We start from the raw sequence: 13050 nt of genomic DNA, 5'->3' as shown, positions 1-13050 counted from the left end.
ACGGGAGAACAAGCATGCTGGACACTATCGTACGTTTTTTCCAGGAAGGCGGGCCCTTCATGTACCCCATTGCCATCGTACTGGCGTTGGGGCTGGCCATCACTCTGGAACGGTTCTTTTATCTTTCGGCGGTGCGGCGGCGTAACCGGGTTGCCTTTGAGCGAGGCATCCTGCCGCTGCTGAGAAAACGGGACTATCAGCGGGCGATGAAAGCTGCCACCAACTCCGACAGCGCTATTGCCTCGATCATGGGCGCCGGCATTGGCCGGTTGCTCAGCAACAGCCGGCGAGAGGATATCGAGTACGCCATGGAAGAGGGCCTGATGGAAGTGCTGCCGCGCCTGGAAAAACGCACCCAGTACCTCGCGACCCTGGCCAATATCGCCACGCTGCTCGGCCTTTTGGGAACCATTATTGGTCTTATTGCTGCGTTTACCGCCGTGGCGGCGGCAGATCCCTCCCAGAAGGCAACCCTGCTGTCAGAAAGTATCTCCGTGCCATGAACACGACGGCCTTCGGCCTGATGTCGGCGATCCCGTTGCTCATGTTCCACGCGGTACTGCAGACCCGCACCAACGAGATTGTGGACAGTTTCGAAATGGCCGGGGTGAAGTTGCTGAACATTGTGTCTGAACCATGAAACGCCGTCACCGCAGGTTAAGTAGTTCGCCGGAGCTGGATATCACCGCCTTTCTCAATCTCATGATTGTGCTGGTACCCGTTCTGTTGCTTGGCATGGTGTTCAGCCAGGTCCGGATGATCGAGCTGAATTTTCCGGGAATGGATGCCGGGCAGGCGCCGGATGCTAAAGAGTTCCGGCTCGTGGTTACTCTGATTCCGGAAGGTATCGAGATCGCCGACAGTGACCGCGGCCTGATCCGGGTGCTGCCCGTGGGCCAGGAGGGGCAGGATTTTGCGAACCTTCGTCAGGTACTACGGCAGATAAAAACCCGTGTGCCGGATAAAACTGACGTGGTGTTGGAAGTCGGACCGGACATCGATTATCAGACGCTGGTCACGGCCATGGATACCGTCCGCTCTTATCCGGCGGTCGTCGCGGCCAGCGTGGTTGAGGGGGAGCTGTTTCCCGATGTTTCGCTGATGGATGCACCTGAAGACCGGAAGCTTGCCGCAAACGCCAGTGCCGAATCAGGGGAGGGCGCATGAGAACGTCCCGAAAGGCGAAAAGAATTCGTCGGCATTACGGCCGGATGCACAAGCCCGGGGGCCTGAACCTGGTGTCGCTGATGGACATCTTCACCATCCTGGTCTTTTTCCTGATGGTGAATTCCTCGGATGTGAAGGTGATGCAGAACACCGCAGACGTGCCTTTGCCAAAGTCCACGGCTCAACAGGAGGCAGTTGAGAGCCTGACAGTTCAGGTAACGGGCAATGCCATTCTGGTCCAGGGCAGCGAAGTGGCAAGACTGGATGGCATAGAGAACGCTGACACCTATATCGCCGGTCTGTCGGAAGAACTTTCCTGGCGCCGCAACCGCTGGGCTGAAATTCCCGAGGAGGGGCTTGAGGTAACCATAATGGCGGGCCGGGATACCGATTACCGATTGCTTCGCAAGGTCATGCAGACCTGTGTTGATGAACAATATCGACAGGTGCGCCTCGCAGTGGAAGGGGAGGTCCGTAATGGCTGATAACGGATATTCCCCTGCGACGGGTTCGGGGCTGCCATGGAGTCGTGATCTCGGCGAGAGTCGAAGATTTACGGGTATTGTATTGTTGATGCTGGCGCTGTTTTTGCCACCGGCGTTCCTGATCCCAATGCTGGATGTACCGGAGGTTGAGCGCAGCGAGGCCGAGAAGGTTCCTCCCCGGCTGGCGCGGCTGGTGGAGAAGCCTAAACCGATTGTGCCACCGGAGCCAGTTCAGCCCGAGCCAGAACCTGAGCCAGAACCGGAAGTGAAGGAAGCGAAGAAAGAAAAACCAAAGCAGCCGGAACCGAAAGTTGCCAGGGTTGAACCCGACCCTGTGCCTGCCCCAAAACCAGAATCCGAACCTCAGGCCGTATCCGAGCCGAAGCCCAAGCAGACCACCGAGCAAGCCAGGGAAAAAGCGTCCCGCTCCGGGCTGCTGGCCATGAGAGACAAGCTGGCTTCACTCAGGTCGCCTGAACCCACACCAGCCCGTGAGTTTGCGGTCAACACACAGTCGGAGGCGGCCGAAGCAACGAAATCGCGCGAGGATTCTCAGCAAGTCCTCAGTGGAAGCGGTGGTGTGGAGGACGCTCCGGCGCCGGAAACCACTGTCGCTGTGGCTGAGCATGAGGTCAAAACGGTTGATGCGCCCGAGGAAGAATCCCGAAAAGTGGCCGCCAGGCCGGCAAAGGTCGAGCCATCGGTTGGCGAACGGGCAATGAGTAATATCCGGCAAGTATTCGATGCCCAGAAAACGGCACTCTATTCCATGTACCGGCGGGAGCTTCGGCAGGATCCGACCCTCAAGGGCAAGGTGTTGTTGGAGCTGGTAATCGAACCGGATGGCTCGGTGTCTGCCTGTGAGGTGGTCAGCTCAGAGCTCGAGCACCCCACGCTGGAACAGCGGATTGCCATGCGCGTGCGGCTGTTCAATTTCGGGGCTGACAATGTTGAGGCCCGGAAGGTCAGATTTCCGATTGATTTCCTGCCCGGCTGATAACTTGATCGGGCAGCCAGCGAGGGACTGCCCGACACGGCGAGCTTAGTTTTCGATGGTGATTTTCGGCAACCGGGGTTTGTGCAGACACACTTTCTCCGATGGCGCGATGACCTTCGCTTCCCCGATGACCACCTTCTGATCGTTCTGATTACGTACGTCGCACTCGACCACGACCCGGCCTTTCGGTTCCTTGCGGAGGATTTTCAACTGAACGGTGAGGGTGTCGTCCAGTTTCACCGGCCGCTTGAAAGACAGGCTCTGGTCCAGGTAGATGGTACCGGGGCCCGGCATGACCGTTGCCAACGCCGCCGAGATCAGGGAGCCGCTCCACATACCATGGGCAATCCGATCCTTGAACATGGAGCCGGCTGCAAATTCGGAGTCCAGGTGTACCGGGTTTACATCACCGGAGACCGCCGCAAACAGCACCAGTTCGTCCTCGGTGAGGGTGCGCGTAAAGGTGGCGGTGTCGCCCTCGTTCAGCTCGTCGTAGGTGATATTTTCCAGGGTATCAAGGGTATCGCTCATCGCGTGCTCCGCACTGTTGTCATTTGAGTACAGGTGTTCGGGTAAGAGTCTCGAAAACTACCTCATCGGTTACAAAACTGCTATTCTCTCCCCACTTTTTTGAGGCTGATACCTTTGTAGGGTTGATTTTCTGATCAACCTGACATCGGTAAATCATTACAATCAAAAGCGCCAAACAGGAGATGGTGATGGATTTTGAGCAGTTCTATCGGGATAAATACCCCGCCGGCGTGCCCCGCGAGGTGGACCTGAACAAGTACAAAAGCATGGTGGATGTATTCGAGCAGTCGGTCAAAAAGTTTGCCGACCGTCCCGCATTCAGTGCTGTTGGTGCAACTCTCACTTACCGTGACCTCGACACCCAGAGCCGCAACTTTGCAGCCTGGCTGCAAAACAAGACAGACCTGAAACCTGGCGACCGCATCGCGGTGCAGATGCCGAACGTCAGCCAGTACCCGGTCGTTGTGTTTGGCGCAATGCGAGCTGGCCTGATTGTAGTGAATACCAACCCGCTTTATACCACGCGGGAAATGGAACATCAGTTCAACGATTCCGGAGCCAAGGCGCTGGTGGTTCTCGCGAACATGGCCGAGAACGCCGAGAAGGTGTTGCCACACACTGGCATCGAGCACGTGATTGTTACCGAAATCGCGGATATGCACTCGCCAATCAAGCGCACGCTGATGAATGCCGTGGTCAAGCATGTCAAAAAGATGGTGCCGCCGTTCAATCTGCCCCAGGCCCACAAGCTGCCTGCCGTTCTGAGTGCCGGCGCCCGTGAAAAATTCACCCCGGTAGAGTGCAAGCAGGATGACATTGCCGTGCTTCAGTACACCGGCGGGACGACCGGTGTGGCCAAAGGCGCAATGCTGACCCACGGTAACCTGGTAGCCAACCTGCTGCAGACCCGGCCTATGATGGAAGACATGGTGGTTGAAGGTCAGGAGGTTGTTATCGCGCCGCTGCCGCTCTACCACATTTATTCCTTTACCCTGAACTGCGGCATCATGCTTGAGGCGGGCGCCCACAACGTCTTGATTCCGAATCCGCGGGATATCCCGGGCTTTGTAAAAGAACTGAAGAACCACAAGTTCACTGCCTTCCTCGGCCTGAACACGCTGTTTGTTGCGCTTTGCAACAACGAAGAGTTCCAGGCTCTGGACTTCAGTGGCCTGAAGCTGACCTCCTCTGGCGGTATGGCGCTGACCAGTGACACCGCCAAGATGTGGGAGCGGGTTACCGGCTGCGAGATCTGCGAAGGCTTCGGGATGACCGAAACCTCTCCGGTGGTCACTTTTAACCCCCATAGCGCGATTCAGATTGGTACCATCGGCCTCCCGATTCCGTCCACTCTGGTAAAAACCCTGGACGACGAGGGCAACGAAACGCCCCTGGGTGAGCCCGGAGAACTGTGTGTCAAAGGCCCGCAGGTCATGCGCGGTTACTGGCAGCGCCCGGAAGACACCCAGAAATCCTTCACCGAGGACGGCTACCTGCGTACCGGGGATATCGCCCTGATCCAGGAAGACGGCTACATCCGCATTGTCGATCGGAAGAAAGACATGATCATTGTTTCGGGATTCAACGTATTCCCGAACGAGATTGAAGATGTGGTCAGCAGCCATCCGAAGGTGGTCGAGTGTGCCGCCGTTGGCGTACCCGATAGCAAGAGCGGCGAGGCAGTCAAGGTTTACCTGGTGCCCACGGCGGAGGGCGTGACAGAAAACGAGCTCAAGGAATTCTGTCGCGAACGGCTCACCGCCTATAAGGTACCCAAGAAGTTTGAGTTCCGGGACGAACTGCCCAAGACCAATGTGGGCAAGATCCTGCGCCGCGAACTGCGGGACGAGGCGAACAACAAGTAAGTGGCTTCGAGCACACCGACTCCAAAACCTGATGCCGAGGCGGCCGTCAAAGCGATGATGGAGCAGCTGGACGCCTGTAATCAGCAGGAAGCGGCCCGAATCGTTAAAACGGTTGCCCGAACCAAGGGAAAACCTGGCCAGAAAGACCTGGAGAAAATGGCCAAGTGGCTGGATCGTGGGCTTGAAAAGGTTCAGCAGCGCCATGCCCTGCACAAACCGGCCAGTTTCCCCGAAGGCTTGCCGGTTTCCGAGCGCGTGGATGATATCCGTGAGGCCATCGAAAACCATCAGGTGGTGATCATTGCCGGGGAAACCGGTTCCGGTAAAACCACCCAGATTCCCAAAATCTGCATGAACAGTGGTCGGGGTATCCGGGGCCTGATAGGTCATACCCAGCCCCGTCGGATTGCCGCTCGCAGTGTTGCCGCTCGCATTGCCGAGGAAATCGGTGAACAGACTGGCCAGCAGATCGGCTATCAGGTTCGTTTCACCGACAACACCTCCGAGCAGTCACGGGTGAAGGTGATGACCGACGGCATCCTGCTGGCGGAGGTTCAGCACGACCGCTTTCTGGATCGCTACGATACGATCATCATCGACGAAGCCCACGAGCGTAGTCTCAACATCGACTTCCTGCTCGGGTATCTGCGTCAGCTCCTGCCCAAGCGACCGGATCTGAAGATCATCATTACGTCGGCCACCATTGAGGTTGAACGGTTCAGCGAATTTTTCGACAAGGCGCCGGTGATTGAGGTGAGCGGTCGAACCTATCCGGTGGACGTGCGTTACCGCCCGTTGACTGGAGATGAGGACGACCGGGATCAGGGTTGGACCGATGGGGTGCTGGGCGCCCTTGATGAAATCGAACAACATGAGCGCAGCCAGAAGCAGCCACCCGGTGACGTCCTGGTGTTCCTGCCAGGAGAGCGGGAGATCCGCAATCTCAGCAAGGTACTGCGTCATGTTGATCTGCGGCACACCGAAGTGCTGCCGTTGTATTCCCGGTTGAGCAATGCCGAGCAGAACCGGGTGTTCCAGTCCCACAAGGGTCGACGGATCGTGCTCTCGACGAACGTGGCGGAAACCTCGTTGACGGTGCCGGGCATTCGTTACGTGATCGATACCGGGGTTGCCCGGATCAGCCGCTACAGTGTGCGCTCGAAGATCCAGCGCTTGCCGGTGGAACCGATTTCCCAGGCCAGCGCCAATCAGCGGGCAGGACGTTGTGGCCGGGTGGCCCCGGGTATCTGTTTCCGGCTTTACGACGAGACGGATTTTATCAACCGCCCGGAATACACCGATCCGGAAATACTGCGCACCAACCTGGCGTCGGTCATTCTGCAAATGGCGACGTCGGGCCTTGGGGAAATTCGGCAGTTCCCGTTCCTGGAGGCGCCGGATAAGCGTCAGGTCAACGATGGCTATAAGCTCCTTGAAGAATTGGGTGCGGTGGATGACAAGCGCCGCGTCACCCGGCTTGGTCGAACCATGTCTCGGCTGCCCCTCGATCCTCGCCTGGCCAGGATGCTGGTCACCGCGGCGGAGCTTGGCAGTCTGGCGGAAACCTTGGTCATCATTGCCGGGTTGAGTATTCAGGACCCCCGGGAGCGGCCCCAGGACAAACAGCAGGCGGCGGATCAGGCCCACGCACCGTTCAATGACAAGGAATCGGATTTCGTCACCCTGCTGAACGTGTGGAATTTCTATGAAGAGCAACGCCAGGAGCTTTCCCAGAATCAGCTCAAGAAGGTTTGCCAGAAGAACTTCCTGAGCTGGATGCGAATGCGGGAATGGCGGGATATCCATCGCCAGCTGACGTTGATCTGTCGTGAACAGAAGCTGGCGGTCAACAAGGATGCCGCCAGTTACGAATCGCTGCACAAGGCGATACTGGCCGGTCTTCTGGGTCAGGTCGCCGTAAAGGTAGAAAAGAAGGAATACCTGGCGACAAGGAACCGGAAGGTGCTGATCTTTCCCGGCTCCAAGGTAGCCAAGGCCGGTCCGAAATGGATCGTTGCCACCGAGATTGTGGAGACCAGTCGGGTATTTGCCCGGGTGGTGGCGTCCATTCAACCGGAATGGATTGAGCCCCTGGCCGGCCATATCGTCAAACATCATTATTTTGAGCCCCATTGGGAGCAGAAGCGGGCCCAGGTGATGGGTTACGAAAAGGTCACCCTTTACGGCCTGGATATTGTCGCCAAGCGCCGCATTCCTTACGCCAAGGTGGATCCGGCGGAATGCCGGAATCTGTTTATCCGGCGAGCGCTGGTGGAGGGGGATTACCGGTCAAAGGCGCCCTTTATCGCCCGTAACCGGGAGATGCTCGACACGGTTGAGAATCTTGAGAAGAAGACCCGGCGGCGTGATCTGCTCGTTGACGATGAAGTGCTGGTGGCCTTCTACGATGAACGCCTGCCTGCAGACATCATCAGTGGCCGGCATTTCGAGACCTGGTGGAAGGGGCTCTCGGCGGAGCAACTGAAGGAACTGGAGCTCACCGAGGCCGACATTCTTCAGCGACCGGTGGATGCCCAGGCCGCTGACCTGTATCCCGATTTTCTGGAGTGGCAGGGCGTTCGCTACCCGCTGAGCTACGAGTTCGAGCCCACCAGTGAAAAAGATGGCGTCACGCTGCAGGTTCCCCTGATGGCCCTCAAACAGATTCCGTCTCGTCGTCTGGAATGGTTGGTGCCGGGTCTGCTGAGGGAGAAATGCATTGCCCTGGTAAAGTCCCTGCCCAAGGCGTTGCGCCGTAACTTTGTTCCTGTGCCTGATTTTGTAGACGCGGCCCTCGAGAACCTGCAGCCCTCCAACGAACCGTTAACGCTTCAACTGGGCGAGCAGTTGCGACGGATGACCGGTGTACAGATTGATCCGGAGGCCTGGTCGGAATCGGAATTGCCAAAGCACCTCAGGATGAACCTGCGTGTCATGGGTGACGGCGGTCGAACCATTGCCGAGAGTCGCGAGACGACCGATTTGCAGCATCAACTTGAGGGTCAGGCGGAGCAGGCGCTGGAGTCGGCGACAAAAGATGATTCGCGGGCGGAACCGGTTGGCGAGTACACCGACTGGCGGTTCGGAGCGTTGCCCGAACAGGTCCAGACCGAAAAGGGCGGCATGCAGGTGACCGTCTATCCCGCGCTGGAGGATCTGGGTAAGCAGGTGCGCCAGATACGTTGTCTTGATCGGCTGACTGCTGAAGATACCACCCGGAAGGCTATCGCCCGCCTGATTCTGAACCGGTTCGGCAGGACGCTCGATGACCTGGAGCGGAAGCTTCCCCGGTTTAAACAGTCTGCGCTGATGTTTGCTCCTGTAGGCCAGTCGAAAGTGTTGCTGGATGACCTGTTGCTGGCAACGGCCATGCAGCACTTTCTCCCGGAGGGTGTTCCGAGGACAGCAGAGGACTTCGACCGTGTGTTTGACGCTCACCGGGGCGACTTCATCCCGGCTCTGGAGCAGGCAGACGAGCGGTTGTATCAGGCCATGTCCGGTTACCAGAAAGTGGCGAAGCAGTTGAAAGGCAAAATCAATCTGGCCCTCGCCAACAGCATGGCCGATCTGAAATTTCAGCTACAGAACCTTGTCTATCCCGGATTTCTGATGGAAACACCGCCTGAGTGGCTGGCGGAATTCGGGCGTTACTTCGAGGCGGCTCTGATTCGGCTGGAGAAAATGTCCCGGGAAATGGGCCGGGAGCGGGAGTTTCTTCACACCATTGAGCCGCTCTGGTCCCGCTACGCGGTGAAGCGGGACGAACAACAGCGGCAGGGGACCCGGGATCCTGAATTGGTGTTGTACCGCTGGATGCTGGAGGAGTTCCGGGTGTCGTTCTTTGCCCAGCAACTGGGCACGGTGATGACCGTGTCGGTGAAACGTCTGGACCGGCAGTGGGAAAAAACCAGAGTCTGAGAAAGGCAGACTGCACCAATCCGGTGCTACTGACTGATAGCCGACGGGCAAAACCCCGATACTGTGTTAGTATTTCTGGCAGTAGGTCAATGAACGAATCAGACGGGACGCCAGTCATCCCGTTTTCACAATCATGACGTGGGGTTAGCGTGATTAAAGCCGTTATTAGCGGGACCGGTCTCTACACACCGCCAGCAACCATTGATAATGACGAACTGGTCGAAGCCTTCAACCAGTACGTTGAACTGTTCAACGCGGAGAACGCAGACGCCATCGCCAATGGCGATGTGACGCCGCTGCAGCCATCGTCCTCCTCGTTTATCGAGAAAGCGTCCGGCATCAAGCGCCGACATGTGATCGACAAGGATGGCATTCTCGATCCCAAACGCATGAAGCCCTATATTCCCGATCGCAGCAACGAGGAGCCCTCGGTGCAATGCGAAATGGCTGTGACTGCTTGCCGTGAGGCCCTTGAGCAGGCGGGTAAGTCGGCACAGGATGTCGATGCCGTGATCGTTGCCTGTTCCAACCTGCAACGGGCCTATCCGGCAGTTTCTATCGAAGTTCAGGAAGCGCTGGGTATCGACGGGTTTGCCTACGATATGAACGTGGCGTGCAGCTCCGCTACGTTCGGCCTTCAGGCGGCCGTCAATTCCGTCGAGAATGGCAGTGCCCGTTCCGTTCTGGTGGTCAGCCCGGAAATCTGTTCGGGCCACCTGAATTTCCGGGACCGGGACAGTCACTTTATTTTTGGTGACGCCTGCACAGCCATTCTGGTTGAGCGCGAAGAAGATACCCGTGAGGGGCAGGGGTTCGAGATTCTTGGTACCAGCCTGAAAACCAAGTTTTCCAACAACATCCGGAACAATTTCGGTTTTCTGAACCGCGCCGATGATTCCGGTGTTGGTAAACCCGACAAGCTCTTCGTTCAGCAGGGTCGCAAGGTGTTCAAGGAGGTGTCGCCGCTGGTTGCCGAGACCATCCAGAAACAGCTGCAAAGCCTGTCCCTCTCGCCGGATGATCTCCGTCGCATGTGGCTGCACCAGGCCAACCTGAATATGAATCAGCTGATTGCCCGCAAGGTGCTGGGTCGCGATGCCACTGAGGAAGAGGCACCGGTGATTCTGGATGAATACGCCAACACCAGCTCCGCCGGTTCGATCATCGCCTTTCACAAGCACAAGGATGACTTTGTCAGTGGCGATCTCGGGGTAATCTGTTCGTTCGGGGCAGGTTATTCCATCGGCAGCGTGGTGGTACGCCGCCGGTAGGAGTCTTCCGGTTCAAGTCGTTGCCAGAGCCCGAAGGGTATCTGGCAGCGGGGCCGAGGCGCGCGTTTCCCGGTCGAACCACACGATTTTCGCATAGCCTTCCGCATAAACCGCGCCAGTATCGACATCTGTCAGCAAATGATAGGTGTCGAGGCTGGTGTTACCTGCTTTGTCAGCGTATGTTTTCACCTCAACCGTTGCCGGGTGGTTCAATTCCTTTAGAAAGGTGGCACTGGTCTTTATAATGACCGGGCCGGTTGGCTCTTCGGGACCGCCGAGCTCCAGTGAGGCCAGCCAGACAATGCGCGCTTCCTCAAAGAATCGGAAGTAGACTGTATTATTGGCGTGGCCGTATGCATCCATGTCGCCCCAGCGGAGCGGCATGGTAATCGTGTTTACAAGATTTCCCGGTACTGACATCGGTTTCTCCGGAACAATGGTTTAATAATAAAAAGAATAGCGCCGGTATTTTCGACGAATTGAAACGAATTAAACAACCCAAGAGCAGATAATGAAACACATTTTTATCCGGCGCCGGCTGATTACGCTCATCATGTTGTTATTCCTGGCTGTATTCCTGCCAGTGGGCCAGGCCACCGCACAGACTATGCAGGAACCTGCGCCAGAAGGCTCTGTTCCGGTTGACCCGAAAGACCCCTGGGAGAACTGGAACCGCAAGGTGTACACCTTCAACGAGACCATTGATCGCTGGTTCCTGAAGCCGGTGGCACAGGCCTACAGAGACTTCACCCCGCAGATTGTTGACCGTGGCATTACCAATTTCTTCAATAACCTGACCGAACTCCGAAACTTCACCAACAGCGTACTGCAGCTGAAAGGGGAGTCGGCCGTGGTTGCGGTAGGGCGCTTTACCTACAACACGACCTTCGGTCTGGGTGGTCTGATTGACGTGGCAACCGCCTTTGACCTCCCGGAGCGGCCGGAAGATTTTGGTCAGACACTGGGTTACTGGGGCGTGGGTTCAGGACCCTACCTCATGCTGCCTTTTCTGGGGCCTTCAACCCCCCGGCATTTTACCGGGTTCATGACCGACGGCTTTGCGCTACCGTCGGCCTGGGATGAAGTTGACAGCCCTGAAGTTTACTATGCCCGTGCGCTGCAGATAGTGGACCGTCGGGCAGATCTCATTCCCGCTGAAAGCTTTATCTCGGGCGACAGCTACACGTTTGTTCGAAACGCTTTTCTGCAACGTCGGGAATTCCTGATTAACGACGGGAAAGTGGTCAACGATCCGTTTGCCAGTGGCGACGATGAAGATCTGATGCTCGAGGATTTCTGAGCGTTCTGGTTTGAAAGGAGGTCAGCGGTGCTCAAGGATCCAAGAATAGCCAAATTCCGGAAAATGTTGGCCGAGGCGCCAAACTACGAAGTGTGGAAGGCCGCGGCCCTGGAGTTGGACTTCCTGGAGGGCAATGCCGAGTGGAAAGAGGATTTTGCCTCCGATCTCTACCACTACGAAGTCATCTACGACCGGCTGAGCAATCTCAAACAGTATCGTCAGCAGAATGATGTAGAGCGGCTCAAGCGGGCCCTTCGGGAGGGGCTCCACCATGATCTGGGGAATATGGGCAACCCGGCGCTTTATACCCGATCCCGGGTTGGCACCAAACATCTGATCGAGGAATACATTACCCAGGTCTGTGAATCGCTGGATTACCTCTGTGATGAACCGGTGCCCGGTTTTCCCGTTGCCGACAAACTTCAGTTCTTCCGCGACACGCTTACAAGCTTTGGCCGCCCGGCGCTTTTGCTCAGTGGCGGCGCTACCCTGGGCGTTTTCCACTTTGGCGTCATCAAGGCTCTCTGGGAAAAGGGGCTTCTGCCCCAGGTCATCGCTGGTTCAAGTATCGGCGCGGTTATCGCGGGCATTCTTGGAGTACACACAGACGCGGAAATCCCGGAAATGCTGGTGCCCGAGAACCATAACCTGAAAGCCTGGAAATGGCGGGGGCTGCTCAGTGCGGTGCGTGGGGACGGACTCATGGATCAGGAAGAGCTGCGCAATTGCCTGCGTGGCAATATCGGTGAATATACTTTTGAAGAGGCTTACCAGCGTACCGGCCGTTCGATCAATGTGAGTGTTTCACCAGTGCAGGCCCACCAGAAGGCTCGCTTGCTGTGTGGATACACCTCGCCTTATCTGATGGTCTGGAGTGCGGTTTTGGCCAGCGCCGCGGTTCCCGGTATTTTCCCGCCGGTTACCCTGATGAAAAAGGACATTCAGGGCAACACGCTACCCTATATGCCGCGCCTGAAGTTTGTGGATGGCTCGGTTGTGAGCGACCTGCCTATTGAGCGGTTGATGCATCTGTACGATGTGAACTACACCATCGTGAGCCAGACCAATCCCCATGTGGTGCCGTTCCTGAGCCAGCGCGGCCGGGATGAAAAGCTGTCCCTTGGCAATCTGCCGATGCACCTGCTGAAATCTGAAATTCAGTTCCATGGCCAGGGGGTGTTTGATTACTTGCGGAAAAGGCTTCGGCCGGAACTTATGCGGCAGATGTCCGGTCAGTTGTACACCATTATGGCCCAGCGCTACTCGGGAGACGTTACCATTGCGCCCTCATATTCGTTCAAGGATTACAGCAGGATGCTGGCAAACCCCGATCCGGCCTTCATACGGCAGATGATTCTGGCCGGCGAACGGGCCACCTGGCCAAAAATCTCCATGATCCGCTCCCACGCCCGCATCTCGAAAACCCTGGAGCGGTGCGTACGGAGACTCAAGCACCAGAATCGGCGCACCGCCGAGCTCAGACTGATCAGCAACGCGGATTCCGGTACGTCCTGAT

The 13050-nt window shown here is 57.1% G+C and carries 10 protein-coding genes and 1 pseudogene; 9 read left to right on the top strand and 2 right to left on the bottom strand.

All coding sequences use genetic code 11. The features are described 5' to 3' along the window. The first annotated feature begins 14 nt into the window (after window positions 1-14). The 4 genes and pseudogenes from KYE_RS07055 to KYE_RS07040 all read left to right on the top strand — a co-directional run bounded on the left by KYE_RS07055 (window position 15) and on the right by KYE_RS07040 (window position 2649). Window positions 15-640, top strand: a pseudogene (locus tag KYE_RS07055) (MotA/TolQ/ExbB proton channel family protein). Then, window positions 637-1167 (top strand): ExbD/TolR family protein, encoded by a 531-nt coding sequence (locus KYE_RS07050; protein ID WP_008171827.1) that lies wholly within the window; start codon window positions 637-639, stop codon window positions 1165-1167. The pseudogene KYE_RS07055 and the gene KYE_RS07050 overlap by 4 nt, the downstream one beginning before the upstream one ends. Beyond that, entirely contained in the window at window positions 1164-1652 is a 489-nt protein-coding gene (locus KYE_RS07045) for an ExbD/TolR family protein (protein WP_008171825.1), read from the top strand. The genes KYE_RS07050 and KYE_RS07045 overlap by 4 nt, the downstream gene beginning before the upstream one ends. Further along, on the top strand, window positions 1645-2649 hold the full coding sequence (locus KYE_RS07040; RefSeq protein ID WP_039881893.1) for an AgmX/PglI C-terminal domain-containing protein: 1005 nt from the start codon (window positions 1645-1647) through the stop codon (window positions 2647-2649). Before KYE_RS07045 ends, KYE_RS07040 begins: the two co-directional genes overlap by 8 nt. A gap of 45 nt (window positions 2650-2694) precedes the next feature. Here KYE_RS07040 and KYE_RS07035 read toward each other — a convergent pair whose 3' ends face one another. After that, window positions 2695-3180: a MaoC/PaaZ C-terminal domain-containing protein gene (locus KYE_RS07035; protein WP_008171821.1), complete on the bottom strand. Its 486-nt coding sequence runs from the start codon at window positions 3178-3180 to the stop codon at window positions 2695-2697. Window positions 3181-3368: 188 nt separating this feature from the next. Between KYE_RS07035 and KYE_RS21315 the strand changes: the two genes are divergently transcribed. From KYE_RS21315 to KYE_RS07020, 3 genes are all read left to right on the top strand, one after another. Next, window positions 3369-5045, top strand: a complete 1677-nt coding sequence (locus KYE_RS21315) for a long-chain fatty acid--CoA ligase (RefSeq protein ID WP_008171819.1) — start codon at window positions 3369-3371, stop codon at window positions 5043-5045. Window positions 5046-5099: 54 nt separating this feature from the next. Further along, entirely contained in the window at window positions 5100-8963 is a 3864-nt protein-coding gene (gene hrpA / locus KYE_RS07025; protein WP_008171817.1) for an ATP-dependent RNA helicase HrpA, read from the top strand. A 149-nt stretch (window positions 8964-9112) separates the two neighbouring features. Next, a complete protein-coding gene (locus KYE_RS07020; protein WP_008171815.1) occupies window positions 9113-10234 on the top strand; it encodes a beta-ketoacyl-ACP synthase III in 1122 nt (373 codons plus the stop codon). Between the two features lie 12 nt (window positions 10235-10246). Here the strand turns inward: KYE_RS07020 and KYE_RS07015 are convergent, their stop codons facing one another. After that, entirely contained in the window at window positions 10247-10654 is a 408-nt protein-coding gene (locus KYE_RS07015; protein ID WP_008171813.1) for an acyl-CoA thioesterase, read from the bottom strand. 91 nt (window positions 10655-10745) lie between these two features. Between KYE_RS07015 and KYE_RS07010 the strand changes: the two genes are divergently transcribed. Together KYE_RS07010 and KYE_RS07005 are read left to right on the top strand one after the other, a co-directional pair. Then, window positions 10746-11534 carry a VacJ family lipoprotein gene (locus KYE_RS07010; protein ID WP_008171811.1) on the top strand — a complete coding sequence of 263 codons (789 nt, stop codon included), beginning with the start codon at window positions 10746-10748 and terminating at the stop codon, window positions 11532-11534. A 27-nt stretch (window positions 11535-11561) separates the two neighbouring features. Then, a complete protein-coding gene (locus tag KYE_RS07005; RefSeq protein ID WP_008171809.1) occupies window positions 11562-13049 on the top strand; it encodes a DUF3336 domain-containing protein in 1488 nt (495 codons plus the stop codon). Window position 13050: the final 1 nt, after the last annotated feature.

This window comes from Marinobacter manganoxydans MnI7-9, from assembly GCF_000235625.1.
Taxonomy (GTDB): Bacteria; Pseudomonadota; Gammaproteobacteria; order Pseudomonadales; family Oleiphilaceae; genus Marinobacter; species Marinobacter manganoxydans.
The sequence above is the reverse complement of the archived record's forward strand: the minus strand, read 5'-3'. Positions and strand labels throughout refer to the sequence as shown.

Excerpts from the sequence above, each read along its gene's own strand:
- KYE_RS07050 (WP_008171827.1), top strand. The coding sequence starts at position 637 with ATGAAACGCCGTCACCGCAGGTTAAGTAGTTCGCCGGAGCTGGATATC.
- KYE_RS07045 (WP_008171825.1), top strand. The coding sequence starts at position 1,164 with ATGAGAACGTCCCGAAAGGCGAAAAGAATTCGTCGGCATTACGGCCGG.
- KYE_RS07040 (WP_039881893.1), top strand. The coding sequence starts at position 1,645 with ATGGCTGATAACGGATATTCCCCTGCGACGGGTTCGGGGCTGCCATGG.
- KYE_RS07035 (WP_008171821.1), bottom strand. The coding sequence starts at position 3,180 with ATGAGCGATACCCTTGATACCCTGGAAAATATCACCTACGACGAGCTG.
- KYE_RS21315 (WP_008171819.1), top strand. The coding sequence starts at position 3,369 with ATGGATTTTGAGCAGTTCTATCGGGATAAATACCCCGCCGGCGTGCCC.
- hrpA (WP_008171817.1), top strand. The coding sequence starts at position 5,100 with ATGATGGAGCAGCTGGACGCCTGTAATCAGCAGGAAGCGGCCCGAATC.
- KYE_RS07015 (WP_008171813.1), bottom strand. The coding sequence starts at position 10,654 with ATGTCAGTACCGGGAAATCTTGTAAACACGATTACCATGCCGCTCCGC.
- KYE_RS07010 (WP_008171811.1), top strand. The coding sequence starts at position 10,746 with ATGAAACACATTTTTATCCGGCGCCGGCTGATTACGCTCATCATGTTG.